Origin of the sequence: Hydrogenophaga pseudoflava NBRC 102511, assembly GCF_001592285.1 — a bacterium.
GTDB classification, from domain to species: domain Bacteria; phylum Pseudomonadota; class Gammaproteobacteria; order Burkholderiales; family Burkholderiaceae_C; genus Hydrogenophaga; species Hydrogenophaga pseudoflava.
This window is the reverse complement of sequence record NZ_BCWQ01000016.1, coordinates 33,720-60,499: the sequence shown is the minus strand read 5'-3', so window position 1 is coordinate 60,499 and position 26,780 is coordinate 33,720. Positions and strand designations below refer to the sequence as shown.

The window sequence follows — 26,780 nt, the reverse complement described above, 5'->3', positions numbered from 1 at the left end:
GCATCATACGAGGATGGTTTTCCACGCCCGCCCCCCGCTGTCGCCGCCTTTCCGCCGCTGGTCCGTCGCCGTGCTCGCTGCCGCGCTGCTGCTGCCGCCCTCGGCGGTCACGCATGCGCAGTCCGGTGTCAACCTGCCCTCGCTGGGCGACGGCGCGGGCATGTCCATCGCGGCCGAGCGGCGGCTGGGCGACAGCATCGCGCGCGACATCTACCGCGACCCGGACTACCTGGACGACCCGGTGCTGGTCGACTACCTGCAGACGCTCTGGCAGCCGCTGCTGGGCGCTGCGCGGGCCAGGGGCGACGTGCCGCCCGAGTTGTCGGACCGGCTGGCCTGGCAGCTGCTGATCTCACGCGACAAGCGGGTCAATGCGTTCGCCCTGCCTGGCGGGTACCTGGGGGTGCACCTGGGGCTGGTGGCGGCGACCGAGTCGTCTGCGGAGCTGGCCAGCGTGCTCGCACACGAGCTCAGCCACGTTTCGCAGCGCCACATCGCGCGCATGCTCACCAAACAGGACCAGGCAGCGCCCTGGCTGATGGGGGCCATGATCCTCGGGGTGCTGGCGGCGCGGGCCAATGTGGATGTGGCCAACGCCGCCATCGCCGGCAGCCAGGCGGTGGCGATCCAGAACCAGCTCAACTTTTCGCGCGACATGGAGCGCGAGGCCGACCGCGTCGGTTTCGGTGTGCTCACCGGCGCCGGATTCGAACCGCTGGGCTTTGTGACCATGTTCGAGAAGCTGCAGCAGGCGGCCCGGCTCAACGACGACGGATCGTTCCCCTATCTGCGCAGCCACCCGCTGACCAGCGAGCGCATGGCCGACATGCGGGCCCGGGTGCCGCTGGCCGAAGCGCCACTGGCCGGACCACGCGTTGGTGCTCCGGTCACAGGGCCGGCGGCTACGCCACCCAAGGCCTTGCATTCACTGATGGCGGCCCGTGCCCGGGTGCTGTCGGAGAACGGGCCAGACCGCCAGCGCGCCTGGCTGCAGGCCGGGCAGGCGCCCAACGCCGCGCCCGCGGCACAGTACGCGGCAGCCCTCTCCGCCCACCGGCTCGGGCAGTCGGCGCAGGCCTTGTCCATCGCGCGCCAGGGCCGCGCCGCCGCAGCGCCGGGTACCCAGGACGCCTGGGCTCTGCTGCAGTTGGAGATTCTGGTTGGGCCGAATGCCCGGGCGCTCAACGACGCTTCGCTGGCCACACTGCGGGACCAGGCGCTCGCCGGAAGCACCCGGGCCGATCTGCTGTTCGGCGCTCAGGCGGCGCTGGCCAGCCAGGGGGCCCTGGCCGGGGCCGCCGCCCGCCTGCAGGCCTGGGTGGTGGCACAGCCGAAGGATGCGCAGGCCTGGCAGACCCTTTCGCGCGTGCAGGCCGCGCTGGGTCAGCGCCTGCGCTCCGTGCGCTCGGAGGCCGAAGCGCGGGCGGCGCAGATGGACTACGGCGGGGCGCTCGACCGCCTGCGCGCCGCGCAGATGCTGCCCGCGGCCGAGCGCAATGCCGACCCGATGGAACTGGCCATCGTCGACGTGCGCCGGCGCGAGGTGGAGGAACTGTTGCGCGACTCAGCGCGACAGGAGTGACTTCACCGCGGCATCCACCACCAGCATGATCGCCGAGTAGATCAGCGAGCCCAGCAGCGCGGCGCCGAAGCCGTTGACGTGGAAGCCGTCCAGCACGCTGGCGGCGGCCCAGAACAGCAGGGCGTTGATCACGAACAGGAACAGCCCCAGCGTGATGAGCGTGACCGGCAGGGTCAGCAGCACGAGGATCGGGCGCAGCACCATGTTGAACAGGCCGATCACGAAGGCGGCGATCAGCGCGGAAGTGAAACTCTGCACCTGAACCCCGGGGTACAGATAGGCCACCAGAAGCAAGGCGCAGGCGGCGAGCAGCCAGGTCACGATTGTTTTCATGCGGCCAGCATAGCACCGGCCATGAAAAAGGGCGGCCCCCTTTCGGTTGGCCGCCCCAGGGCGTTCGGAGCTTGGGCGATCAGGCGCCGGCTTCTTCCGCAGGCTTCTGGCGCGAGGCCACGAACTTGCCGACGGCCAGCACCAGCAGGGCTCCGGCGACGTGGGCAGTCCAGTACAGCGAGTCGGAGATGACCGCCAGACCCTGGGTATCCACCGAGCCCAGCTTGGGCATCCATGTCCACTTGTCCGGGTTCACGAAGGCGGGGTCGGTGACCAGCATGCCGCCCGCGATCCAGCCCAGCAGCATGCCGCCGGCCACGATGATCACCGGGAAGCGGGCCATCAGCTTGATGACCAGGGTGCTGCCCCAGACGATGATGGGGATGGAGATCAGCAGGCCCAGCACCACCAGCAGCAGCGAGTGCTCGCCAGCGTTCTGGGCGGCGCCGGCGATGGCGATCACGTTGTCCACGCTCATCACCAGGTCGGCCACGATGATGGTCTTGATGGCAGCGAACAGCTTGTCGCTGCCCTGGATGTCGCCGTGACCGTCTTCGTCAGGCGCGATCAGCTTGATGCCGATCCAGACCAGCAGGATGGCGCCGACCAGCTTGAGGAAGGGCACGTTCAGCAGCGTCATGGCGAACGCGATCAGGACCACGCGCAGGACGATGGCGCCCGCCGTGCCCCAGATGATGCCCTTGGTGCGCTGCGCAGGAGGCAGCTTGCGGCAGGCCAGCGCGATCACGACCGCGTTGTCGCCCCCGAGCAGGATGTCGATGATGATGATCTGTCCCAGAGCGACCCAGAACTCGGGTGAAGTCAGGAAATCCATTGGATGCCTCGTTGTGTGGTGGTGGGCCCCTGACAGGCCGGTTCCGGCGCAGACCGACCCTCGGCGCCGGATGGTGGACATCGGCGCGAAGGGGCAGTGAGGCCTAGATCGGTCCGCAGGGACGGTCCAAAGGTCTTGCTCAGGCCGGTGGCGGGCACCGGGCTCGGATCGCCGGAAGCATGTGCTTCGTCCTGACGACGAACCGAACGGGTTGAAACGGTGCGCCTGGCGCAGTTTCCTCCCGGAGAGCTACTCCCCTTCGAGTCCGGCGATTGTAGCGGCGCGCCCTTCCATTCGACCCTGATTGCAGATACGCACTTTCCACACCGTATCATCGCCGTCCCATGGCCGGCATCCACATCACCGACATCGAGGCAGCCATCAACTACTGGCGTGAGCGCTCACCCTCGCCTGACGCAGCCATGCCTCTGACACTTCCCCTGCGTGCGCTGGCCGAGGTCTATGCACTGATGGTCTACCACCGGCAGACCGACACCGACGAGGCGGCCCTGCCGCCCGCGGCCCGCCAGGCCTGGCTGGCCTGGTTCGACACCACGCCGGACACGCCCTGCATCGCCATCTGCTCCACCAGCCAGGGCGATGAGGTGTGCAAGGGCTGCGGCCGGAGTTTCGACGAGGTCCAGCACTGGACAGCCATGAGTCCGGCCGAGAAAAGGGGTGTGTGGCGTCGCATCACCCTGCAGGGCGACGCCTGGCGCTTCAACCGCTATGCCGAGCGCGCGATTGAGGAGAAGACGGGTCAGGCCGGAATCGTGTAGTTCGCCTGCGTCACGTTGTCGATCCCGCAGGTCAGATCACCGATCCAGCCGATGAACTCCTTGACCGCGTCGCCCGCCAGCGGCGCGCCGTGCTGCGGCACGATCATCTTGATCGGCAGGTCCCGCACCATGTTCGCCCACAGGCGCAGGATCTTCTGCGACACCATGTAGCGGCGGTGGAAGGCTTCCATGCGGGCCAGGTGGGGACCCAGGCTGGTGATGGGGGCGGACGCGTCCTTGGACGTGCCCAGCGACACGCCCAGGTCGCCGGAGAACAGGATCTTGCTGACCGGGTCCCAGAACTGGAAGTTGCCCTCGGCGTGCATGAAGTGCGCCGGCAGCGCAATGATTTCGCTGCGCCCGAGCTTGATGCGCATGCCAGGGTCGGGGATGCCGATGATGCGGCCCGCGGTCTTGCCCGGCTTGCAGAAGTGGGGCGCAAAGCGCTCCCACAGCTTGGAGATGTAGAGCGTGGCCTGGGTGCTGGTCATCCAGCGGTCCAGCGAGGCGATGATGTCCGGGTCGGCGTGCGAGGCCAGGATCTCGGTGAGCTTGTTGGGCGGGAAATAGCGGCCGATGGTGAGCAGCAACTCGTTGAACGCCATGTTGCCGCCCGGGTCGATCACCGCTCCCTGGTCGCCATCGATTACCAGGAACTGGTTGGCCTGCACAGCTTCGCCGCCCTCGTCGCTGAGATGGGCGAACATCAGGCAGACGTGCCCGTTCTGGTTGAACAGTTCAATGGCCATGACGGGGGCTCCTGAGGCGCGCGCGCCCTGCGTCGGGCGGCGGCTGATAAAAAACAAGCGGTGGACTTTATGCAGCGGCACCGAGATGCTGGTTGCGATATGTCAAACGTGTCACGGACTGTGCATGAAAACCGCACAACTTCAGAGGGTTGTCCGCCCAAAATGCAAAAAGGCCGGACAACTGGTGCCCGGCCCCGGCCAGATTCATGCAAAAGAACTACGCGCGGCGGGCCAGTTCGGCGGCCTTGCCGACGTAGCTGGCCGGCGTCATGGCCAGCAGCCGGTCCTTCTCGGCCTGGGGGATCTCCAGGCTGCGGATCAGCGTGTGCAGCGCCTCGGCGGTCACGGTCTTGCCGCGCGTGACTTCCTTGAGCTTCTCGTAGGCGCCTTGCACGCCAAAACGGCGCATCACGGTCTGGATCGGTTCGGCCAGCACTTCCCAGGCGGCGTCCAGGTCGGCGGCCAGGGCTTCTTCATTCAGTTCCAGCTTGTTCAGGCCGGTCATCAGCGAGCTGTAGGCCAGCACCGCGTAGCCCAGGCCCACGCCCATGTTGCGCAGCACGGTGGAATCGGTCAGGTCGCGCTGCCAGCGGCTGATGGGCAGCTTCTCCGACAGGTGCTTGAGCACGGCATTGGCCAGGCCCAGGTTGCCTTCGGCGTTCTCGAAGTCGATCGGGTTGACCTTGTGCGGCATGGTCGAGGAGCCGATCTCGCCGGCCTTCAGGCGCTGCTTGAAGTAGCCCAGGCTGACGTAGCCCCAGATGTCGCGCGAGAGGTCGATCAGGATGGTGTTGGTGCGGGCGATCGCGTCGAACAGCTCGGCCATGTAGTCGTGCGGCTCGATCTGGATCGAATAGGGCTGAAAGGTCAGGCCCAGGCCCAGCGGTTCGGGCGTCTCGATGACCTTCCTGCTGAAGGCTTCCCAGTCGAAGTCGGGCCAGGCGCTCAGGTGGGCGTTGTAGTTGCCGACGGCGCCGTTCATCTTGCCCATGAGCTTGACGGCCGCAATGCGCTCGCGCGCGCCGGCCAGGCGCACGACCACGTTGCCCAGTTCCTTGCCGACGGTGGTCGGGCTCGCGGTCTGGCCGTGGGTGCGGCTGAGCATGGGCACGTCGGCGAACTGGTGCGCCATCTCGCGCAGGCGGGCGATCACCTGGTCCAGCGCGGGCAGCAGCACGGCGTCGCGCCCGCCCTTGAGCTGCAGGGCGTGGCTGGTGTTGTTGATGTCCTCGCTGGTGCAGGCGAAGTGCACGAACTCCGCGGCCTTTTCCAGTTCGGGGCGTGCGTCGAACTTGGACTTGATCCAGTACTCGACGGCCTTGACGTCGTGGTTGGTGGTCTTCTCGATCTCCTTGATGGCCACGGCATCGGCCTCGGAGAAGTTCTTGACCAGGCCCATCAGGTAGGTGCGGGCACCGGGCGAGAGCGGTGGGAACTCCTCGAAACCAGTGTCGGACAGGGCGATGAACCACGCGATCTCGACCTGCACGCGGCGGTGCATGTAGCCCTGTTCGCTCATGAACGGGCGCAGCGGCGCCAGCTTGCCGGCGTAGCGGCCGTCCAGCGGCGAGAGGGCGGAGACGGGGGTGAGGCTGCCGGAGGCAGCGGCGGTGGGGGCAGAGGTCGGTCGCATTCCCGGATTGTAGAAGGCGGGTCCGGCGCCCGGCCGATCCCCCCAGGCTGGCGCAGACGGCGGTGGCGCTCGCTAAAATGGCTCGCCCAGGGACCCCCACAACTCCATTCCTCATGAAACTCATCGGCGCCGTCACCAGCCCGTACGTCCGCAAAGTGCGCGTCGTCATGGCCGAGAAAAAGCTCGACTACCAGTTCATCCAGGAAGACGTGTGGTCGGCCGACACCTCGATCGCCGCCTCCAACCCGCTGGGCAAGGTGCCCTGCCTGGTCATGGAAGGCGGCGAGGCCGTGTTCGATTCGCGCGTGATCGTCGAGTACCTGGACACGCTCTCGCCCGTGGGCAAGCTGATCCCCCCCTCGGGCCGCGAGCGCGCCGAGGTCAGGACCTGGGAGGCGCTGGCCGACGGGGTGATGGACGCCGCCATCCTGGCGCGGCTGGAGGCCACCTGGCCCGGCCGCAGCGAGGAGCAGCGTTGCCAGGCCTGGATCGACCGCCAGATGGCCAAGGTCGACGCCTCGCTGGTCGCCATGGCGCGCGGCCTGGGCGACAAGCCCTTCTGCTCGGGCATCCACCTCAGCCTCTCCGATCTGGCCGTGGGATGCGCGCTGGGTTACCTCAGCTTCCGCTTCCCGCAGCTGGAGTGGCGCACCACGCACCCCAACCTGGCGCGTCTGGCCGACAAGCTGGCGCTGCGCCAGAGCTTTGCCGACACCCGCCCCAGCTGAAATCCCCCACCCCCGCGCCGCGCCTGCGGCGCGTCACCCCCTCAAGGGGGCGATGCCTGCGGCCTGGCGGAGCCAGTTCCGCGGCATCCTCGACAGCTTCCCTGCAGGCGTTTCGGGTCAGCTGTTCGCTTTGCGTTTGAGCCAGCGCATCAGCGCGCCCAGCACGGGCAGTTTTTCGTACAGCTCTTCCGCCGCGTCCCAGTAGTCGCGGTGGTCGAGCACGCGGCCGTCCGCCGCCAGCCGCAGGTGCGAGCCGCCGCGCACCACCTGTTCGGTGGAGGTGTCGAAGCGGCGCATCCGGAAGCGGAACTCCCAGACCAGGAAGGCCTGCTCACCATCCACCAGCTGGCCGGTGACGACGAAATGCGGCTGGTGCAGCGACGCGAACATGTGCTCGAAGATGCGGCGGATGGCCGGCAGCCCGCGCACCTCGTTGAACGGGTCCTTGAAGCGCGCGTCGGGCGTGTAGTACCGGTCCAGCCGGTCCAAGTCCTGCGGCTGCAGCCGCGCATAGAAGTCGGCCAGCCGCTGGACGGCCTCGCGCAGGTCGGTCGTTGGGGTCATGCCGCTTTATAGACCGGTGGCGCGGTGCACGATCGGGAAGTAGGCGCGGTAAGGCAGCAGGCGCAGCAGCTTCATCCAGACCGTGAAGCGGCGCGGGAAGTGCACCTCGAACCGGCCGGCCGAGATGCCGTCGAGCATGGCGCGGGCCGCCTCGTCCGGCGAGATCAGGGCGGGCATCGAGAAGTCGTTTTGCGCCGTCAGTGGCGTTTTCACGAAGCCGGGGTGCACCACGCTCACGCCGATGCCGCGCGGCGCCAGGTCCAGGTGCAGCGTCTCGGCCAGGTGGGTCAGTGCGGCCTTGGTCGGGCCATAGGCCAGGCCCTTGGGCAGGCCGCGGAACCCGGCCACGCTGCTGACCAGGCTGATGTGGCCCTGGCCACGGCCGAGCATGGCCGGCAGCAGGGCGTCCAGCAGGTTCAGCGCGCCGCCGTAGTTGATCGCCATGTGGCGCTGCATCTCGGCCAGGTCGAAGGCCTCGGCCCGCAGGGCGCGGTAGTGGCCGGCGCAGAACAGCACCAGGTCGACCGGTCCTTCGGCCAGCACGGCGCGGGCGGTGAGCGCCACGGCCCGCGCATCGGTCACGTCCATCGGCCAGGCTTGGACCGGCGCGGGCTGGCCGGGCCGGGTGTGGCGGTCCACCAGCGCCTGCAGGCCGGCCTCGCTGCGTGCGGACACCAGCACGGTGGCGCCCAGGCCGATCAGTTGCTCGGCCGCGGCCAGGCCGATGCCGCTGGAGGCGCCCACCACCCAGACCCGCAGGCCTCGCCAGGAGGCGATGCGCGGGTTGAACGGCCGCCACAGGCCTGGGCCGCGGCGCGGCCGGGCCGCACCATCGGCGGTGGTGGGGTCGACGAAGCTGCGGTGGAGGCTCATGAGGATCGCCGTACAAAACTGAGCGTGACCTCGCCCAGGCGGATGCCGAACTTGCTCATCACGGCCTTGTTGAGCATCACGCGCTCGTCCAGCAGATACATCCAGTCGTCGAACTGCACGTTCCAGACCCGGCCGTCCACCGGCAGCGCCAGCGTGTAGCCCCAGCGGAAGGCGTTGCCCGCGGTCTGGCCCTCGGCCACGCCGACCACGTCGTCGGCCCGGCCGGTGTAGCGGCCGTTGCCCTCGTGCTTGAGGCGCCAGATGCGCTTCTGGGTCGTGCCGTCCGAGTAAGTGAAGTCCTCGTCGAGCACGCCTTCGTCGCCGTTCCAGGTGCAGCGCATGACCACGGTGAAGCGCCGCACCACCTGGCCGCTGCGGTCGGTGAACACACCGTAGGCGTCCAGCGTGCCGTTGAAGTACTGGCGCAGGTCCAGCACGGGTTTTTCGGTGGCGTAGTCGCCAACCTGCGGGCCGGCGCAGCCGGTCAGGGCCAGGGTGGCGGCGGCGCCGGCGGTGAGCAGCAGTCGTCGTTTCATGGGTGGGCTTTCAGGGTGTCGGGCAGCGGCGCTCTCGGCGCGGCGGGGCGGATGACCAGCGCCTGCAGCAGGCCGGCGGCCAGCAGCTTCAGGCCGCAGGGCAGCAGGCAATAGGCCACGGTGAGGGTCCACAGGGCCTGCGGATCGCGTGCGCCGGGCTGGTAGCCGAAGGCGCCCAGCAGCGGCAGGGCCAGGCCGGCGGCCAGGGCCAGGTTGAGCTTGGCGGCGAAGTTCCACCAGCCGAGGTAGGCGCCCTCGCGCTGGCCGCGTTCGCCCAGTTCGTCCATCAGGCCTGTCAGCAGCGCCGAGGGCAGGGCCAGGTCGGTGCCCAGGGCCACGCCGGAGAGCGCGCAGACGACCAGGAAGGCGGTCACATCGCCCGCGCCCAGCGTGGCGGCCCAGATGAAGACCGCCACCGAGAGCGCCATGCCCGCCAGCCAGCAACGCGCCAGGCCCAGGCGCGGCACCAGCCGCACCCACAGCGGCAACGAGAGCGCGGCGCACAGGAAGTAGGTGGCCAGGAAGGCCGGCTCCACGCTAGCCGGCGCCTGCAGCCGGTCCTGCACAAAAAACAGGACGAGCGTGGCGGGAACCGCGCTGGCCGTGCCGTTGACCACGAACACCGCCAGCAGGCGCACGAAGCGGGGTTGGCGCAGCGGATGGGCCAGCGTGTTCTGGTGCGCCAGCGCGCCCAGCGTCAGGCCGCGCGCCGTGGGCACCACGGCGGCGCTCCAGGCCCACCAGCCCAGCGCCAGCAGCACCGCAAAGGCGGCCACGGTGGCGCCCAGGCCCAGGGTGCCCGGCAGCACCGCGGCGGTCAGCACGCCCACCAGGGCCAGGCCTTCGCGCCAGGCGCTGATGCGGCTGCGCTGTGCCTCGTTGCCGCCCAGGCGCGTGCCCCAGGTCTGGTGCGCCACGCTGGCCACGCTGTAGGCGGTGTAGGTGACGGCCATCAGCACACCGGCCCAGGCCAGCAGCGGCACCACCTCGCCGCGCAGGGCCGGCGGCGGGAACAGCAGGCCCCACAGGCCGAATGCCAGCACCAGCGCAGCCACCGCACCCGCGCCCAGCACGCGGCGGTGGCTGCGGGCGAACAGCCGGTCGATCCACCGCCCGATCCACGGGTCGAGCACCGCGTCGAACAGGCGCGCCGCCAGCAGCACCGCGCCCAGCGCCGCCAGCGGCACCGCGAACGAGCGCGCGTAGTGGTTGGGCAGCACCACGTAGAGCGGCAGCGCCACGAAGGCCAGCGGCAGGCCGAGCAGGCCGTAGCGCAGGCCCTCGCGCCAGGCCCCGGGCGCGGTGAAGCGCGCGGCGTCGGCGGAGGCGGTGGTGGTGACCATGGGCGGCTCAGCGTGCGGCGCCGGCGATCAGGGCCTCGCGCAGCCGGGGCTGCGAGGTGCGGGGCGAGAGCCAGATGCCGAAGAAACGCTCGGCGAACACCGGGTCGTCGACCACGCCGCGCAGGCGGCCGTTGTAGTAGAAGTGCGCGCCCCGGCCGGGCAGGTGCACACCCATCAGCCGGTCGCCGGGCGCGACGTCGGGAAACACACGCTCCATGGCGGCCTTCCACTCGGCGGCCTGGGCGGGTGCCAGCGGGGCGATGTCCTGCATCTCGTCGATCGAACGCTGGGCGATGTCGGCGCCCTTGAAGGCGCGCCGGTACTGCAGCTCCAGCGCCAGGCGCTGCTGCTCGAAGCCCTCGGGCCGGAACGCTGGCGTTGTGTAGAGCGTGGCGACATAGACCTCGAAGCCCCAGTAGCGGAACAGCGACTGCCCGCGCGGCGCCTTGCCGGCAAGCGCGGCCTCGGCCGCCTCGGCCGGCGTGTTGGCGTGCACCGGGGCGGCCAGGGGCAGCCACAGTGCCGCGGTGATGGCCACCACGGTGAAGGCGCGCTGGGGCAGTTGGTGTCGCACGGCCGGTCCTCCCGGATCAGTCGGGTTGGCGCAGGGTGAACTGCACGACGTCGGTGTTGCCTTCGTCGAAGGCGGCCTCGCAGTAGGCGAGGTAGAACTCCCAGGTGCGCAGGAAGCGCTGATCGAAGCCTTGCTGCAGCACGCGCTCCTGGTTCAGCAGGAACTGCTGGCGCCAGACCAGCAGCGTCTGCGCGTAGTCGGGGCCGAAGTGGAACTGGTCCACCACCTGCAGGCCGGCGCGTTCGGCCGCGGCGCGGAACTGCGAGGGGCTGGGCAGGCAGCCACCCGGGAAGATGTACTGCTGGATGAAGTCGGTGCCGGCGACGTAGCGGTCGAACAGGTCGTCGCGGATGGTGATGCTCTGGATGCAGGCCCGGCCACCCGGCTTGAGCAGGCGCGCGACGGTATTGAAATAGGTGTCCCAGTACTCGCGGCCCACGGCCTCGACCATCTCGATGGAGCAGATGGCATCGAAAGGGGCGTCGCCGATGTCGCGGTAGTCCTGCAGCCGCAGGTCGGCGCCCGGGTTGCGCCGCTGCGCGAAGGCCAGCTGTTCGGTCGAGAGCGTCACGCCGGTCACCGAGGCGCCGAACTCGGTGATGGCCTTTTCGGCCAGCGCACCCCAGCCGCAGCCGATCTCCAGCACGCGGTGGCCCGGCTGTACGCCGGCCATGCGCAGGGCGCGCCGCACCTTGGCGTGTTGTGCGTCCACCATGTCCTGGCCCGGCTGCTCGTACAGCGCCGACGAGTAGTTCATGGTCTCGTCCAGCCAGAGCCCGTAGAAGGCGTTGCCCAGGTCGTAATGGGCGTGGATGTTCTTGCGGCTGTTGGCCTTGCTGTTGCGGTTGAGCAGGTGGCGCAGGCGGTAGGCCAGGCGGCCGATCCACGAGCCGTAGACCACGTCTTCCAGCGCCTCGCGGTTGGCGATCAGCAGGCGCAGCAGGTCGGCCAGCTGCGGCGTGCTCCAGTCGCCGGCGATGTAGCTCTCGGCGAAGCCGATGTCGCCCGATTTCAAAGCCGCTCCGAACACGTTCCAGTTGGTCAGCCGCATCGAGGCCAGTGGTCCCGCGCCACCACCGAAGCGCTGCAGCGTGCCGTCGGGCAGCTGCAGCGTGAGCGAGCCGTGGCGCAGGCGCTGCAGCAGCTGCAGCGTGGTGCGGGCGGCGGCCGGGGCGTGGCGGGGCAGGGAAAGGCCGGCGCTCTGCGGGGCGGTGGTGCTGTTCATGTCGTGTCGGAAGGCAAGGGTCAGCGGGAGGCCGGGTGGCCCGGGGTCACGAAGTCCGCCGGTGCGGCGGGCTGGCGGAAGAAGGGCGCCTGCTTGAGCCACAGGCGCAGGGCCTGCCAGTGGATGCGGGCGATCACGCCCAGCGTCATCAGCGGGTGGCCCCAGAGTGCGCGCCGTGCGCTCGCGGCGTCCAGCGGCTGCAGCGTGCCGCTGACGCTGGTGCGGATCAGGGCCTCCGCGCCGGGCTCGTCGTGGAAGTCGATGCGCACCACGGTGCGGTCTTCGCCGCCGTGCTGCGTGCGCATGAAGACGAAGCGGTATTCGCCGCGCACCGGGGCGAAGGGCGAGACGTGGAAGACCTTGTCGGCCGTGGCCGGCACGCCGTGGCGCGGCGCGTCCAGCAGGTAGCAGTGGCGCTCGCCGAAGGTGTTGTTGACCTCGGCGACCACCGCGCGCAGCGTGCCGTCGGCGCGGTGGCAGTACCAGAAGCTCACCGGCTTGAACACGTAGCCCAGCACGCGCGGGTAGGTGTGCAGCCAGACCTCGCCATCCGCGTCGCCGATGCCGTGCTCGGCCAGCAGGCCGTCGAGCCAGGCCAGGCAGTCGTCGCGGCCGTCGCCGTGGTCGCGGTCGTGGAAGGCCAGTGCTGCCCAGCGGTTGCGTGCGAGCGCGCCGGGGCCGTTTTTCCGAAGGCTGCGCAGCGGCAGCATCAGGAAGAAGGTCGGGTAGGCGAAGGCGTGCGCCTTCGGGCGCGAGCGGGCGTGGCGCACCTGGCCGAAGCCGACCAGGGTTTGCGCAGCGCTCACGGCGCTCCCGACGACTGTGTTCATGCAAACACTCCCGGCAGCGCGGCGTCGCGGGTCTCGGTGGCGCTGCGCTGCGGCAGCAGGTCGTGGGCCATGATGAGTTCGCGCGCGGCGCGCAGGCCGGCCTTGAGGCCGTCTTCGTGGAAGCCGTAGCCCATCCAGGCGCCGGCGTAGAAGGTGTCGTGCCGGCCCTGCAGGTCGACCATGGCCTTCTGGGCGCGGATGGCGGCAAGGTCGAACACCGGGTGGGCGTACTCGTATTCGCCGATCACGGTGGCCGGGTCGATGGCGCGCTGCGGGTTGAGCGAGACGATCACCGGGGTCTTCAGCGGCAGCGGCTGCAGCCGGTTGATCAGGTAGTGCAGGCAGACCCGCGGCTCGTCACCGGCGCCGCCGGCCTCGTAGTTCCAGGCCGCCCAGGCCTTCTCGCGCTGCGGCAGCACCGAGGCGTCGGTGTGCAGCACCGCGCGGTTGGGCTGGTAGCGCACCGCGCCCAGGGCCGCACGCTCTTCGGGCGTGGCGGCCTCGCCCAGGATGGCCAGCGCCTGGTCGCTGTGGCAGGCCATGACGATGGCGTCGAAGCGCTCGACCCGGCCTTCGCTCACCACGCGCACGCCCTGGGCGTCGCGCAGCACCTGCTGCACGGGGGTGTTCAGGCGCCGGTCGGGAATACGAGCGACGATTTTTTCCACGTACTGCCGCGCACCGCCGGCCACCGTGTACCACTGCGGCCGGTTGGTCACCTGGATCAGGCCGTGGTTGTGGCAGAAGCGCACCATGGTCGCGACCGGGAAGCGCAGCATCTGGTCGGTCGGGCAGCTCCAGATGCAGCCCATCATGGGCAGGAAGTACCAGTCGCGGAAGGCGGCCGAGAAGCGGTGGCGCTCCAGAAAATCGCCCAGCGGTTCCAGCAGCGGGCTGTCGGCGCCGAGGTCGTCGCCGCGCTTGGCCAGTCGGGTGGTCAGGCGGTTGAAACGGACGATGTCCGCCAGCATGCGCCAGAAGCGGGCGTTGCCCAGGTTTTCGCGCTGGGCGAACACGGTGGAGAGGTCGCTGCCGCTCCATTCCAGCGCCGAGCCGCGTGGCCCGGCGCCCGGTGCCTGGACCGAGAACGACATGTCGGACGGTGCCACCGGCACCTGCAGCTGGTCGAACAGCGCCAGCAGGTTGGGGTAGGTGCGCTCGTTCAGGACGAGAAAACCGGTGTCGACGCCGAAGGTGGTCGGGCGGCCCAGGGGGTCGGGCAGGGTCACGTCCACCGTGTGGGTGTGGCCGCCGAAGTAGTCGCCGGCCTCGAACAGGGTCAGATCGGCCAGGCCGCTGAGGGTGTGGGCGGCGGCCAGGCCGGAGATGCCAGAGCCGACGATGGCCACGCGCGGGCGCTGCGGAGGATTCACGGGCGCACCGCCGATCGGGGAGGGGGTGGGGACCGAGTACATGGCTCAGCCCAGACAAGCCACTGCCCCGTGGGGGCGGTGGAGGGGGGAAGAAGAAAAGCCTGCGAAGCGCCCCGACGCGAAGGAGGGAGGGAGGGAGGAGGAGGAGAAGCGCCTCGGGATTTCATCCGCCGCGATCGGCGGAAGGCTTCGCAGTGCAAAAACCTGAACATCCGACAGCACCAACTTTGGCGCCATCGTGAAAGCATTGAGAGGATTCGTGGCGGAAAAGTTCCGCGGGTGGATGACCATGTGCCCTCCGGTGGCTGGTGTACCAAAATGAACTGCTTGGTTTTATTGTGACTGATCAGTCACAAAACAGCCGAAACATTCTTTTCAACACCCATGAAGGGAGCATGGTTATCGGTCGGAATGGCCCGCGCAGCGGCGGAGCGTGGGGCCAGGGAACTCAGCGCCGGGCCGCCCCAGGCTGAGTTTGCGCCCCCTCGTGGGGCAGCGACCCGCGCAGCGGCGGAGCGCTGGGGCTATGCCGTCTTGCCCAGCGCGTGGCGCCAGAGTGCCTGCACCGCGGCCGCCATGCCGGCGGCCGCGTCGGCGCCGATCTGCGGGGGCGCCTCGTCCAGCCGCGCGCGGTGCTGGATGGCACGCAGCTCGCGGTAGGCGTCGGCGGCTTCCTGGCCCACGCCCTTGGGCAGCAGGCCCACGGCCTCGGCGCGCTGCAGCAGCGCGATGTTGCCCAGGTTGCCGCGCAGTTCCGGGTGTTCGCCCGAGTGCGCCAGCACCAGGTACTGCACCACGAACTCCACGTCGACCATGCCGCCCGGGCTGTGCTTGACGTCGAACTGTTCGCCGCGCACCGGGTGGGCGCTGCGCACCTTCTCGCGCATGGCGGTGATTTCCTGCGCCAGCGCCGCGCGGTCGCGTTCGGCGGTGATGACCGCCTCGCGCACGTCGTCGAAGCGCGGCTGCAGACCGGCCATGCCCATCACGAAGCGCGCGCGGGTCATGGCCTGGTGTTCCCAGGTCCAGGCGGTGTTGCTGCCGCGGCCGCGCTGGTAGTTCTCGTACGCCGTGAAGCTGGTCACCAGCAGGCCGGAATTGCCGTTGGGCCGCAGCGCGGTGTCGATCTCGAACAGGTCGCCCTCGCCGGTCTTGACCTGCAGCCAGTTGATCAGCTTGCGCACGAAGGCGGCGTAGATCTCGCTGGCGTTCTCGTCCTCGTCCTCGTAGACGAACACGATGTCCAGGTCGCTGCCATAGCCCAGCTCCTTGCCGCCGAGCTTGCCGTAACCAATGATGGCGAAAGCCGGCTCCTCGCGGTGGCGGTTTTTCAGCCGCGCCCAGCACCAGCGCGCGGTCACGCGCAGCACCGCGTCGGCCAGGGCCGAGAGGTCGTCGGCCACCTGCTCCACCGTCAGCACGCCCTCGATGTCGCGCGCCAGGGTGCGGAACACCTCGGCGTGGTGGGCGCGGCGCAGCAGGTTCAGCAGCTCTTCCTCGTCGTCCTCGCCGGTGCGGCGCAGCGCGGTGCGGCGGTCTTCGAGGTCGGCCTCGAATTGGGCGGCGTCAAAGCGTTCTTCCATCAGCTGGCGCCCGGCCAGCTCGTCGATCACGCCCGGGTGCTTGAGCAGGTAGCGCGCCGGCCATTTGGCCGCACCAAGGATGCGCAGCAGCCGCTCGTGCACCGAGGGCCGCTCCTGCAGCAGGGCCAGGTAACTCTCGCGGCGCAGCAGCGGCTCGATCCAGTCGGCCAGGCGCAGCGCGGCCTGTTCGTTGACGCGGCCTTCGTCGAGCCAGGCGCCGGTGCGCTGGACCAGGCGCACCAGGCGCAGGCGGGCGTCCTCGCGCAGCGCCAGCACCCGCGGGTGCTCGCACCACTGCGCGACCTTGGCGGCGAAGGCCTCGGGCAGCCCGGCCATCACGCCCTGCAGGTCTTCCACGGCGCCGCGCGAGCCGTTCTTGTTGCAGCCCTTGCCGTTGCAGCCGCCGCCGGGCGCGCCGCCCAGCAGGATGTCGAACTCGTGGGCCACGGTCTCGCGGTGGGCGTCCAGCGCGCACAGGAAGGCGCACATGTCGGGGAAGCCCAGGGTGGCGGCGATCCAGGCCAGGTCGTCGTCGCGCGTGGGGATCAGGTGGGTCTGCTGGTCGTCCAGGTACTGGATGCGGTGTTCGACCTTGCGCAGGAAGTCGTAGGCCGCGGCCAGCGCGTCGGCGGTGGCGCGCGGCATCAGGCCGGCCTTGGCCACGCGCTGCAGCGCGTCCAGCGTGGGGCGGGTGCGCAGTTCGGGGAACTGGCCCCCGCGCACCACCTGCAGCAACTGTACGGTGAACTCGATCTCGCGGATGCCGCCGCGCGAGAGCTTGACGTCGTTGGCCCGACCCGGGTTGCCCGCGGCGCGCTTGGACGCGTGATCGCGGATCTGGCGGTGCAGGGTGCGCAGCGAATCGAAGACGTTGTAGTCCAGGTACTTGCGGAACACGAATGGCAGCACGGCCCCGCGCAGTGCGCTGGCGCTCTTGTCGGCGATGCAGGCGGCCGGCGCGACGACGCGGCTCTTGAGCCAGGCGAAACGCTCCCACTCGCGGCCCTGCACCAGGAAGTACTCCTCCAGCGCGCCCAGCGACACTGCGGCCGGCCCCGAGTTGCCGTTGGGCCGCAGCGCCAGGTCGACCCGGAACACCTGGCCGTGTTCGGTGGTCTCGCCCACCGTGTTGTAGATGTGCTTGACCGCCTTGCCGAAGTACTCGTGGTTGCTGATGCGGTTGCGGCCCGCCGCGTTGCCGGCGGTTTCGCCGTCGGCGTCGTACACATAGATGAGGTCGATGTCGCTGGAAACGTTCAGCTCGCGCGCGCCGAGCTTGCCCATGCCGATCACCCAGAGCTGGGCGCGCTGGCCGTTCTCGTCCAGCGGCGCACCGTGCAGATCGTCCAGGTCGGCAAACGCCAGCCGGCAGGCCTGGTCCAGCGCCAGCTCGGCCAGCTCGGTCACTGCGCGGGTGATGTCCTGCAGGGACGCACCCTCTTCGCAGTCCAGCACCACCAGCCGCTCCATCACCAGCTGGCGCAGCACGCGCAGGGCGGCGGGCATGGGCAGGCCGCGGCCGGTGAGGGTGGCCAGGCAGGTGTTCATGGCCGCCTTGACCGGCGGGCCCGGCGGCAGGCAGGCCAGCTCGTTCTCGTAGCGGCGGCGCACCCGTTGCACAAAGCGAGAGTGCTCGGCCAGCCGGGGCGGCAGCGGGGTGTCGGCGGGGTTCACATTTGGCGACAAAGGAGAAACCGACGCTGCGGAACCGTCGAGAGGGCTGACCGTCATAATTTGCGTTGGATATGAATCAAAGCCCGGCCCCAGCCGCCCCTGCCTCAAGAACCCAGAAGACCTGGTCGGCGATCACTCGGCTGTTGCTGTGGATGGTGCTGACGGTCTGGCTCCTGTTCGCACTCACCTGGGGCACCTTGCATTTTTGGATTGTGCCGCGAATCGGCGAATGGCGCCCCGACCTGGAGCGCTGGGCCAGTGCGGCGGTGGGGGTACCTGTCCAGGTGGGTGCGATCCGCGCCGAATCGCAGGGCGACGCCAGTGCCCGCGCCGGCTTCCTGCTGCGCCTGGTGCCGACGCTCGAACTCAGCGACGTGCGTCTGCTCGACCCCCAGGGCCGTGAGGCCCTCCGGCTGCCCAAGGTGCGGGCGGCGGTGTCGGTCACGTCGCTCTGGCGCCTGGGCTTCGAGCAGCTGCTGATCGAGGCGCCGGTGCTCGACATCCGCCGCACGCCGCAGGGGCGCATCGAAATCGCCGGCCTGGATTTTTCGGGGCCGCAGACCGGCGACCACCGCGCCGCGGACTGGTTCTTCTCGCAGTCCGAGTTCGTGATCCGGGGCGGCACCGTGCGCTGGACCGACGAACTCAAGGGCCAGCCCCCGCTGGCCCTGAACCAGCTGAGCTTCGTGGCCCGCAACCGAGTGCGCAGCCACCTGCTGCGGCTGGATGCGACACCGCCGCCCGAGTGGGGACAGACCTTCAGCCTGATGGCGCAGATGCGCGAACCCCTGCTGGACCTGGGGCCGCAGCCGCCGAACCAGGCGCCCTGGCACAACTGGAGCGGTGAGGTCTACGGCGATTTCCCGGCGGTCGATGTCTCGCGCCTGAGGGCCTATGTCGACCTGTCCGAATGGGGCGTCGAGGTGCGCGCCGGCCAGGGCCGCCTGCGCGCCTGGGCCGATGTCGAGCGCGGCCAGGTGGCCGGCGCCACCGTCGACATGGGTCTGCGCGAGGTCGCCACGCGGCTGGGCGAACAGCTGCCGGAGCTGGCGCTGGAGCGGGTCGATGGCCGGGTGGTGGCCAGCTGGGGCGCCCAGGGCTTTCAGGTGGCCAGCGACGACCTGAGCTTCCGCACCCAGGACGGCCTGGACTGGCCCGCCAGCAAGCTGCGGCTGGCGCACGACAACGGCCTGTCCCGCGGCGCGAATGCCAGCGCGACGACCACCGTCGAGGCCGACCGCCTGGACCTGGCGGCGCTGGCCGCGCTGGCCACGCGCGTGCCCCTGCCCCAGGCCAGCCGCGACCTGCTCACCAGCCTGCGCCCGGCCGGTCAGGTCCAGGGCCTGTCGGCGCGCTGGCAGCAGCCGGTGGTGCCGGCGGCGGTGGCGGGCCAGCCCCCGCCGCCGGCACCACCCGTCACCGCCTACCAGGCCAGGGGGCGGGTCAGCGGCCTGGCGCTGGCCGGCCAGCCCAGTGGCCGCATGTCGGCCTACGGGCCCTACCCTGAACTGGGCCGGCCTGGCGTGGCGGGCGCCAGCGCCGACTTCGACTTCCACCAGGGCGGTGGCACCGCGCGCGTCTCGATCACCGATGGCGCGCTGGAGCTGCCGGGCATGTTCGAGCAACCGCAGATCCCCCTGAGCAGCCTCCAGGCCGACGCCCGCTGGAGCGTCTCGGGTGAGCGCATCGAGGTCTGGCTGGACAACATGCGCCTGGCCAACGCCGACGCCGCCGGCACCGGCCGCCTGCACTGGACCACGGCCGATCCGGCGCGCAGCAACGCCAAGTCCCGCTTCCCCGGCGTGCTCGACCTCAGCACCACCCTCACCCGCGCCGACGCCGCCCAGGTGCACCGCTACATGCCGCTGTCGGTGGGCACCGACGCGCGCCGCTACGTGCGCGAGGCGATCCGCGGGGGGGCGTCCGACCGCGTCGAGTTCCGCGTGCGCGGCGACCTCTGGGACCTGCCCTTCCACCAGGCCGGCGCCGACGGCGAGTTCCGCATCACCGCGGCGCTCAAGGGCGTCGACTTTGCCTACCTGCCGCCCTACCTGCAGGACGAGGGCGCACCGGCCTGGCCGGCGCTCAAGGCGGTCAATGGCCAGCTGGTGCTCGAAAAGGCCTCGCTGAAACTCAGCGGGCTCAGCGCCGGGGTCGAGGGCCTGCCGCAGGTGCGGCTGGGCGAGGGTGAGGTGCTGATCCCCGACCTCATGGGCTCGCCGCGGGTCGAGGTCGGCGCGCGCACCCAGGGGCCGGCCGCCGAGGTGCTGCGCTTCGTGCAGACCTCGCCGCTCGACGGCTTGCTCTCCGGCGCCCTGTCCAGGGCCACGGGCACCGGCAATGCCGGGGTGTCGTTCAAGCTGCAGCTGCCCCTTGAGAAGATCGAGGACTTCGCGCTGCAGGGCAGCGTGCAGCTGGGTGGCAACGACCTGCGCATCACGCCCGATGCGCCCTTGCTGGAGCGCAGCAGCGGCAGCATCTCCTTCACCGAGCGCGGCTTCCGGCTGGCCGACGCCCGCGCCCGCCTGTATGGCGGCGACGTGGTGCTCGAAGGCGGCCTGCAGCCCGACCCGCGCGGCGTGGCCAAGGTGGAATTCCGCGGCCAGGGCAGCGCCACCGCCGAAGGGCTGCGCGATGGCGGGCTGGGTTTTGTCTCGCGCCTGTTCGCCAGCGCCAGCGGCAGCGCGGCCTACACCGCGCGGCTGGGCTTCCGGGGCGGTGCGCCGGAGATCAGCGTGACCAGCTCGCTGCAGGGCCTGGCGGTGGACCTGCCGGCACCGCTTTCCAAGAAGGCCGAGGACAGCCTGCCGCTGCGCTACGACAACGCTGTGGTGGGGGTGGCGCCCGAGGGTGCTGGCGAGGTGGCCCGCACCGACCGGCTGGCGGTCGAGATCGGCCCCGCGGCGCAGCCCCTGCTGTCGCTGCAGTACGAGCGCGACGTCACCGGGACCGAGGCACGGGTGCTGCGCGGCAGCCTGGGCGTGGGTCTGCAGGCGGGTGAGGCCGCGCCGCTGCCGCTGCAGGGCGTGGCGGCCAACCTGCGCTTTGCCCGCATCGACGTGGACGCCTGGGAGCGCGTGTTCAGCGAGGCCAGCGGCGTCGACGTGCGCAGCACCAGCGCGGGCACGACCGCGCCGACGGCCCAGGCGGCCAGCCTGAACTACCTGCCCACCGTGCTGGCGGTGCGCGCCGGCCAGGTGGATGTCGACGGCCGCAGCTTCAACAACGTGGTGCTGGGCGGCTCGCGCGAGGGCACGCAGTGGCGCGCCAACGTCGACGCCGACGAGCTCAACGGCTATGTCGAATACCGCCAGGCGGCGGGCGGCAGCGCCGGCAGCGTCTACGCGCGGCTGGCGCGGCTGGACCTGGCGCCCAGCGCCGCGGCCGATGTCGAGCAGCTGCTGCAGCAGCCCAGCAGCGTGCCGGCGCTGGACATCACGGTAGAGAACCTGGTGCTCTCGGGCCGCCAGCTCGGGCTGGTGGACATCCAGGCCGTCAACCGCGGCGTGGGGCGCAACCGGGAGTGGCGCCTGAACAAGCTCAACGTGCGCGTGCCCGAGGCGCGCCTGATCGCCAGCGGCAACTGGGCGGCCACCGGGGACGAGGGCGCCGCGCGCCGCACCCGGCTGGACTTCCGGCTGGACGTGGACGACGCGGGCCAGCTGCTGACGCGCTTCGGCCGTGCGGGCGTGGTGCGCGGTGGCAGCGGCCACATCGAGGGCGAGATCGGCTGGCTCGGTTCGCCCTTCACGCTGGACTACCCCAGCCTCTCGGGCGAGATGGCGGCCAACTTCGAGACCGGCCAGTTCCTCAAGGTCGAGCCGGGCGCGGCCAAGCTGCTGGGCGTGCTGAGCCTGCAGGCCCTGCCGCGGCGGCTGACGCTGGACTTCCGCGACGTGTTCTCCGAGGGCTTCGCCTTCGACTTCGTGCGCGGCGACGCCAAGATCGCGCAGGGCGTGGCGACCACCAACAACCTGCAGATGAAGGGGGTGAACGCCGCCGTGCTGATGGAAGGCAGCGCCGACATCGTGCGCGAGCAGCAGGACCTCAAGGTGGTGGTGGTGCCCGAACTCAACGCCGGCACCGCCTCGCTGATCGCCACCGCCATCAACCCCGCCATCGGCCTGGGCACCTTCCTGGCCCAGTTCCTGCTGCGCGAACCGCTGCAGTCGGCCACCACCCAGCAGTTCCACATCAGCGGCGGCTGGGCCGACCCCAAGGTCGAGAAGATCGAAAAGAAGTAAAAACGCACACCGATACCAAGGAGCACCCATGAAAGTCGCCGCCATCCAGATGGTCTCGGGCATCAGCCTGGACGCCAACCTCAGCGCCGCGCGCGCGCTGCTCGACCAGGCCGCCCGCGCCGGCGCCGAACTCGCGGTGCTGCCCGAGTACTTCTGCTTCATGGGCCAGCACGACGCCGACAAGCTGCTGCTGGCCGAACAGACCGGCCTGGGCACGGTGCAGGACTTCCTCTCCGACGCGGCGCGCGAGCTCAAGCTGTGGATCGTCGGCGGCACGCTGCCCATGGCCACCGACGACCCCGCGCACGCGGCCAACGCCTCGCTGGTCTACGACCACAAGGGCCACTGCGTCACCCGCTACGACAAGATCCACCTGTTCCGCTACGACAACGGCCGCGAGGCCTACGACGAGGCCGCGGTGCTGCGGGCCGGCGACACGCCGGTCTCCTTCGAGATGCCCACGCGCCACGGCGAACACTGGCGGATCGGCATGAGCGTCTGCTACGACCTGCGCTTCGGCGAGCTCTACCGCATGCTCGCCGCCGACCTGCTGCTGGTGCCCGCCGCCTTCACCCACACCACCGGCCAGGCGCACTGGGAGGTGCTGCTGCGCGCCCGCGCGATCGAGAACCAGGCCTATGTGATCGCCAGCGCCCAGGGTGGCGTGCACGAGAACGGCCGCCGCACCTGGGGCCACAGCATGGTGATCGACCCCTGGGGCCAGGTGATGGCGATGCAGGCCGAAGGCCCGGGCGTGGTGCTGGCCGACATCGACCTTGAACGCCTGCGCAGCGTGCGCGAACAGCTGCCGTCCCTCCAGCACCGCAGGCTGTGAGCCTATGAAACGACCGCCGCGGCGATGGCTGCTGTGGGGCGCGCTGCTGCTGCTGGTGGTGCTGCTGCTGGGCGTGCTGGTGTTCCTGGCCGCCGAGTACGAGGAATCGCGCGACCAGGAGGCGCTGGAGCGCGACGCCGCGGCGCTGGCCGGCGACATTCGCAGCGGACTGGTGCGCAACGTGCAGACCCTGCAGGCGCTGCACAGCGTGGCCCCCACAGCCGCCTCGTGGCAGGACCCGGCCGCCGAGCTGCTGGAGCAGCACCGCGAACTGGTGCGGCTGGAGTGGCGCGACGCCGGTCTGCGGCTGCTGGCCGAGCGCGACTCGTCCTATGTGTCCGACCTGTACGGGCAGATGGCGCGCACCCAGGCCCTGCCCGACGTGCGCCAGGCCTGCGAGAGCGCCCAGCGGGTGTCCGGCCCCTCCTTCTCGCCCAGCTACTTCTGGCCCATGAGCAGCGGCCTGGGCATGGAGCTGATGGAGATGTGCCTGCCGGTCGTGCGCGCCGGCGCAGCCGAAGGCTACCTGGTGGCGACCTACGCCCTGCCCGGCCTGTTGTCGGAGCTGACCAACAAGGCGCTGCTGCGCAACCGCGGCCTGGCCTTCACCGAGGTCGATGGCACCCGGCTGGCGCTGCACAGCACCGTCTCGGGCAGCCGCAGCCTGCAGGTGGCCAGCGCCCTGCTGGACCTGCCGGGCCACACGCTGATGCTGCGGCTGGAGAGCCCGCGCCGGGTCGTCGGCCTGTTCCCCAACGTGCTGACGGCGGTGGTGGGTGCGCTCTCGCTGGCCCTGCTGGCGGTGCTGGTGCTGCTGGGGCGCGACATGCGGCGGCGCCAGCGCGCCGAGACCGAGGTGGCCGAGGCACTGGCCTTCCGCAAGGCGATGGAGAACTCGCTGGTGACCGGGTTGCGCGCGCGCGACATGAACGGCCGCGTGACCTATGTGAACCCCGCGTTCTGCCAGATGGTGGGCTTCTCCGCCAGCGAGCTGATCGGCTCGGGCCTGCCCGCGCCCTGGTGGCCACCCGAGCTGGTGAACGAGTACCAGCAGCGCCAGGCGGTGCGACTGGCCGGCCAGGTGCTCCCGCGCGAGGGCTATGAATCGGTGTTCCAGCGCAAGGACGGCACGCGCTTTCCGGTGCTGATCATCGAGGCGCCGCTGATCGATGCCCAGGGTACGCAGACCGGCTTCATGAGCGCCATCCTCGACCTGAGCGAGCAGCGCCGCGTCGAGGAGCTCAACCGCGCCTCGCAGGAGCGGCTGCAGGCCACCGCGCGCCTGGCCACCGTCGGCGAGATGGCCTCGCTGCTGAGCCACGAACTGAACCAGCCGCTGGCCGCCATCGCCAGCTACGCCAGCGGCTCGCTCAATCTGCTGGACGACGCCGATGCACCGCCCGATCTGCTGCGCCAGGCCATGCAGCGCGTGAGCGAACAGGCCGAACGCGCCGGCCGCGTCATCAAGAGCGTGGCCGACTTCGTGCGGCGGCGCGAACAGGTGCGCGAGGCGGTGGCGCCGGCCGACCTGCTGGAGGCCATCCTGCCGCTGCTGGGCCTGCAGGCCAAGAAACTGGGCATCCGGGTGGAGACCCGCATCGCGCCCGGTTGTCCGGCGGTGCTGTGCGACCGCACCATGGTCGAGCAGGTGCTGCTGAACCTGGCGCGCAACGGCATGCAGGCGATGCCGGAGGGCGATCCGCCGCTGGCCTCGGGCCTGCGCAGCATCCAGATCCACATCGCGCCGCGCGCAGTCCGCCGATGGCGAACCGCTGCGCAAGACCTGGGTCGAGTTCGCGGTCACCGACCACGGGAAGGGGCTGAGCGAGGAGGTGCGCGAGAAGCTGTTCACGCCCTTCTTCACCACCAAGGCCGAGGGCATGGGCCTGGGCCTGTCGCTGTGCCGCACCGTGATCGAGCAGCACGGCGGCGCCCTGACCTTCGAGCCGGCCCAGCCGCGCGGCACGGTCTTCCGCTTCACGCTGCCGGGGGTGTAACCCCCACCCTCCGCCGCTGCGCGGGTCGCTATCATCCCGCCCATGACCCAGCATCCCGACGCCAAGGTGTTCATCGTCGACGACGATGCGGGCGTGCGCGATGCGCTGGCCTGGCTGCTGCGCACGCGGCGCCTGCTCAGCGAGCGCTACGACAGCGCCGACGCCTTCCTGGCCGAGATCACCCGCTGGTCGTCCGAACCCTCCGTGCCCTGCTGCCTGCTGCTGGACGTGCGCATGCCCGGCACCAGCGGCCTGGCGCTGTTCGAGCAGCTGCTGGCGCTGCCCTGGCAGGCGGCCATGCCGGTGATCTTCCTCTCCGGCCATGCCGACGTGCCGACCGCCGTCGACGCCGTCAAGCGCGGCGCCTTCGACTTCTGCGAGAAACCGTTTTCCGACAACGCCCTGGTCGACCGCGTCGAGCAGGCGCTGGCGCTGTCGGCCCAGGTGCAGGAGGGGCGGCGCGCACAGCGCAGCGTGCAGCAGCGCCTGGACAGCCTGACCGAGCGCGAACGCGACGTGATGGACCTGGTGATCGAAGGCCTGCCCAACAAGCTGGTGGCCGACCGGCTGAACATCAGCGTGCGCACGGTGGAGGTCCACCGCTCGCGCGTGTTCGACAAGATGGGCGTGAAGTCGGCCGTCGAACTGGCCAACGCGCTGCGCCAGCTGGGGGCGCGCTGAGGCTCAGTCGTCCCGCGGATCGGGCCTCTCGGCCTTGCGCTCCTCGGGCAGTTCCCCGTTTTTCCGACCCGAGAACATGGTCCACCACACGATGAAGATCAGCAGTACCAGCGCAGCGAGCGCTTCGAGCAGCAACAGGGTCATGGACAGGGGCCGGAGCGCACTGGTTCGGTGGACGACGGCGCTGATTGTAGGCAGCCTGGCCGCCTGCACCACCGTCGAGGTGCCGCCCTCGGCGCCCGCGCCGGGCGCCCGCCCGGCCGACGGCAGCCTGCCGCCGGCCATCCAGCAGCCGGCCAGCCGCTGGGTGCCGGTGCGCTGGAGCGACCTGCCCGGCTGGGGCCTGGACAGCCTGCACGAGGTCTGGGGCGCCTGGGTGCGCGGCTGCGAGAAGCCCTCGCCGGTGCAGGCGCCGCTGTGCGCCGAGCTGCGGCCGCTGATCATGGCCGGCACCGCTGAGCAGCAGGCCTGGATCGAAAGCCGCTTCCAGCCCTACCGCGTGGTCGAGCCCGACGGCAGCGCGCCGCAGGGGCTGCTCACTGGTTATTACGAACCGGTGCTGGAAGCCTCGCGCACCACCACCTTCAGCCACCGCGTGCCGGTGTACGCGCCGCCGGCCGGCGTGCGCCTGGGCGGCAACGAGCCGCCCTGGTACACCCGGCAGGAGATCGACACCCTGCCCGCGGCGCAGGCCGCGCTCCGGGGGCGCGTCATCGCCTGGCTGTCCGACCCGATCGACGCCCTGGTGCTGCAGATCCAGGGCTCGGGCCGGCTGAACATCAAGGAGCCCGACGGGACGGTCAAGCAGGTCCGCGTGGCTTTCGCGGCGCACAACGGCCACCCCTACCAGAGCGTGGGCAAGTGGCTGCTGGACCGGCGCGAGATCCGCGAAGGCAACTGGGAGGGCATCCGCGCCTGGGCCGCGCAGAACCCCGGCCGGCTCAACGAGATGCTCTGGAGCAACCCGCGCACCGTGTTCTTCCGCGAGGTGCGCCTGACCGAGCTCAACGCCCGCTTCGGCCCCGCCGGGGCGCAGGGCGTGCCGCTGACACCGGGCCGTTCGATCGCCGTCGATCCGCAGAGCATCCCCTACGGCACGCCGGTCTGGCTGGCGTCCAAAGGGGTGGTCTTCAACCAGCAGCGCCTGGTGATGGCGCAGGACACCGGCGGCGCCATCACCGGCGCGGTGCGCGCCGACCTGTTCACCGGTTGGGGCAACTGGGGCGACGCGCCCTACCAGCTGGCCTCGCGGCTCAAGCAGCCGCTGCAGATGTGGGTGCTCTGGCCGCGCTGACAGCGGGTTTCAGAGGGTGGTGATGTCGGTCTGCACCGGCCAGTCCTGACCGGCACCGGGGACGTTGGCCGACGGGCCGAACTGGTGTTGCAACACCATGGTGTAGCGCCCCGGGCGGTCGCTGCACAGGCGGTAGGCCTGGCCCGCCGCCTGCAGCGTGACACCGGATTCGGGGGCGGCGCGCACCTGCCACTGGTCGACATCCGGTGAGCGCAGCCGCAAGGTGACGCAGAAGCCCCGCTTCATGTTCGAGAGCACCACCAGGCGCTGCTGGCCGCCGAGCAAGCCGTCGGCGCCGCTGGTGAGTTGCGACGGGTGGCTGTTTTCGAGCACACGCATGACGGGCGGCACGACGATGCGGAAATCCAGTGCCCCGCTGGTGGCGGGTGCCAGGGTCGTGAGCTGCGCTTCCCCCTGGCTGGCCGCGGGGGCCAGCACCAGGCCCAGGCCGACGGCCAGGGCAGACAGGAGGCGGTGTGCGGGCTTCATGCCCGCTTTATCGGTCCTCCGGGCGC

At 70.5% G+C, this 26,780-nt stretch carries 21 protein-coding genes and 1 pseudogene; 8 read left to right on the top strand and 14 right to left on the bottom strand.

What is annotated here, in order from left to right; genetic code table 11:
- Positions 1-13: 13 nt before the first annotated feature.
- Positions 14-1,582 carry a M48 family metalloprotease gene (locus HPS01S_RS18250; RefSeq protein ID WP_084397509.1) on the top strand — a complete coding sequence of 523 codons (1,569 nt, stop codon included), beginning with the start codon at positions 14-16 and terminating at the stop codon, positions 1,580-1,582.
- Here HPS01S_RS18250 and HPS01S_RS18245 read toward each other — a convergent pair.
- A complete protein-coding gene (locus tag HPS01S_RS18245) occupies positions 1,565-1,915 on the bottom strand; it encodes a phage holin family protein (RefSeq protein ID WP_066159355.1) in 351 nt (116 codons plus the stop codon). The two genes, HPS01S_RS18250 and HPS01S_RS18245, sit on opposite strands and share 18 nt — an antisense overlap.
- A 79-nt stretch (positions 1,916-1,994) precedes the next feature.
- Positions 1,995-2,750: a TerC family protein gene (locus HPS01S_RS18240; protein ID WP_066159352.1), complete on the bottom strand. Its 756-nt coding sequence runs from the start codon at positions 2,748-2,750 to the stop codon at positions 1,995-1,997.
- Positions 2,751-3,094: 344 nt separating this feature from the next.
- On the opposite strand from HPS01S_RS18240, the gene HPS01S_RS18235 reads away from it, so the two are divergent.
- Positions 3,095-3,529 (top strand): DUF3717 domain-containing protein, encoded by a 435-nt coding sequence (locus tag HPS01S_RS18235; RefSeq protein WP_066159349.1) that lies wholly within the window; start codon positions 3,095-3,097, stop codon positions 3,527-3,529.
- On the opposite strand, the gene HPS01S_RS18230 is transcribed toward HPS01S_RS18235, so the two are convergent.
- Together HPS01S_RS18230 and purB are read right to left on the bottom strand one after the other, a co-directional pair.
- Positions 3,511-4,278 carry an oxygen-binding di-iron domain-containing protein gene (locus tag HPS01S_RS18230; RefSeq protein WP_066159346.1) on the bottom strand — a complete coding sequence of 256 codons (768 nt, stop codon included), beginning with the start codon at positions 4,276-4,278 and terminating at the stop codon, positions 3,511-3,513. The two genes, HPS01S_RS18235 and HPS01S_RS18230, sit on opposite strands and share 19 nt — an antisense overlap.
- Before the next feature lie 217 nt (positions 4,279-4,495).
- Complete coding sequence (gene purB / locus HPS01S_RS18225; RefSeq protein WP_066159341.1) at positions 4,496-5,911, bottom strand: adenylosuccinate lyase; 1,416 nt, start codon at positions 5,909-5,911, stop codon at positions 4,496-4,498.
- 113 nt (positions 5,912-6,024) lie between these two features.
- On the opposite strand from purB, the gene HPS01S_RS18220 reads away from it, so the two are divergent.
- Complete coding sequence (locus HPS01S_RS18220; protein WP_066159338.1) at positions 6,025-6,639, top strand: glutathione S-transferase N-terminal domain-containing protein; 615 nt, start codon at positions 6,025-6,027, stop codon at positions 6,637-6,639.
- Positions 6,640-6,756: 117 nt separating this feature from the next.
- Here HPS01S_RS18220 and HPS01S_RS18215 read toward each other — a convergent pair whose 3' ends face one another.
- From HPS01S_RS18215 to glnE, 9 genes are all read right to left on the bottom strand, one after another.
- Positions 6,757-7,203: a nuclear transport factor 2 family protein gene (locus tag HPS01S_RS18215; protein ID WP_066159335.1), complete on the bottom strand. Its 447-nt coding sequence runs from the start codon at positions 7,201-7,203 to the stop codon at positions 6,757-6,759.
- Positions 7,204-7,209: 6 nt separating this feature from the next.
- Positions 7,210-8,076: an SDR family NAD(P)-dependent oxidoreductase gene (locus tag HPS01S_RS18210; protein WP_084397508.1), complete on the bottom strand. Its 867-nt coding sequence runs from the start codon at positions 8,074-8,076 to the stop codon at positions 7,210-7,212.
- Positions 8,073-8,612 (bottom strand): DUF3833 domain-containing protein, encoded by a 540-nt coding sequence (locus tag HPS01S_RS18205; RefSeq protein WP_066159332.1) that lies wholly within the window; start codon positions 8,610-8,612, stop codon positions 8,073-8,075. Before HPS01S_RS18205 ends, HPS01S_RS18210 begins: the two co-directional genes overlap by 4 nt.
- Positions 8,609-9,955: an MFS transporter gene (locus tag HPS01S_RS18200; RefSeq protein WP_066159329.1), complete on the bottom strand. Its 1,347-nt coding sequence runs from the start codon at positions 9,953-9,955 to the stop codon at positions 8,609-8,611. The genes HPS01S_RS18205 and HPS01S_RS18200 overlap by 4 nt, the downstream gene beginning before the upstream one ends.
- A gap of 7 nt (positions 9,956-9,962) precedes the next feature.
- A complete protein-coding gene (locus HPS01S_RS18195) occupies positions 9,963-10,529 on the bottom strand; it encodes a chalcone isomerase family protein (RefSeq protein WP_255284247.1) in 567 nt (188 codons plus the stop codon).
- Positions 10,530-10,545: 16 nt separating this feature from the next.
- Complete coding sequence (locus HPS01S_RS18190) at positions 10,546-11,754, bottom strand: SAM-dependent methyltransferase (protein ID WP_066159327.1); 1,209 nt, start codon at positions 11,752-11,754, stop codon at positions 10,546-10,548.
- 20 nt (positions 11,755-11,774) lie between these two features.
- Positions 11,775-12,584 (bottom strand): DUF1365 domain-containing protein, encoded by an 810-nt coding sequence (locus HPS01S_RS18185; RefSeq protein ID WP_066159324.1) that lies wholly within the window; start codon positions 12,582-12,584, stop codon positions 11,775-11,777.
- Positions 12,581-13,957: an NAD(P)/FAD-dependent oxidoreductase gene (locus HPS01S_RS18180; RefSeq protein WP_066159541.1), complete on the bottom strand. Its 1,377-nt coding sequence runs from the start codon at positions 13,955-13,957 to the stop codon at positions 12,581-12,583. The genes HPS01S_RS18185 and HPS01S_RS18180 overlap by 4 nt, the downstream gene beginning before the upstream one ends.
- Before the next feature lie 524 nt (positions 13,958-14,481).
- Complete coding sequence (glnE, locus tag HPS01S_RS18175; RefSeq protein WP_066159321.1) at positions 14,482-17,271, bottom strand: bifunctional [glutamate--ammonia ligase]-adenylyl-L-tyrosine phosphorylase/[glutamate--ammonia-ligase] adenylyltransferase; 2,790 nt, start codon at positions 17,269-17,271, stop codon at positions 14,482-14,484.
- A gap of 14 nt (positions 17,272-17,285) precedes the next feature.
- Between glnE and HPS01S_RS18170 the strand changes: the two genes are divergently transcribed.
- The 5 genes and pseudogenes from HPS01S_RS18170 to mltA all read left to right on the top strand — a co-directional run bounded on the left by HPS01S_RS18170 (position 17,286) and on the right by mltA (position 26,265).
- On the top strand, positions 17,286-21,458 hold the full coding sequence (locus tag HPS01S_RS18170) for a YhdP family protein (protein WP_066159318.1): 4,173 nt from the start codon (positions 17,286-17,288) through the stop codon (positions 21,456-21,458).
- Between the two features lie 28 nt (positions 21,459-21,486).
- Positions 21,487-22,293 carry a carbon-nitrogen hydrolase family protein gene (locus tag HPS01S_RS18165; protein ID WP_066159315.1) on the top strand — a complete coding sequence of 269 codons (807 nt, stop codon included), beginning with the start codon at positions 21,487-21,489 and terminating at the stop codon, positions 22,291-22,293.
- A 4-nt stretch (positions 22,294-22,297) separates the two neighbouring features.
- A pseudogene (locus HPS01S_RS22430) lies at positions 22,298-23,731 on the top strand (PAS domain S-box protein); the annotation flags it as partial.
- A 601-nt stretch (positions 23,732-24,332) separates the two neighbouring features.
- The gene (locus HPS01S_RS18155) at positions 24,333-24,971 is read left to right on the top strand and encodes a response regulator transcription factor (protein ID WP_066159312.1); all 639 of its coding nucleotides are present in this window, start codon (positions 24,333-24,335) and stop codon (positions 24,969-24,971) included.
- 76 nt (positions 24,972-25,047) lie between these two features.
- Positions 25,048-26,265 carry a murein transglycosylase A gene (mltA, locus tag HPS01S_RS18150; RefSeq protein ID WP_084397504.1) on the top strand — a complete coding sequence of 406 codons (1,218 nt, stop codon included), beginning with the start codon at positions 25,048-25,050 and terminating at the stop codon, positions 26,263-26,265.
- 9 nt (positions 26,266-26,274) lie between these two features.
- Here mltA and HPS01S_RS18145 read toward each other — a convergent pair whose 3' ends face one another.
- Positions 26,275-26,754, bottom strand: a complete 480-nt coding sequence (locus tag HPS01S_RS18145) for a hypothetical protein (protein WP_066159305.1) — start codon at positions 26,752-26,754, stop codon at positions 26,275-26,277.
- Positions 26,755-26,780: the final 26 nt, after the last annotated feature.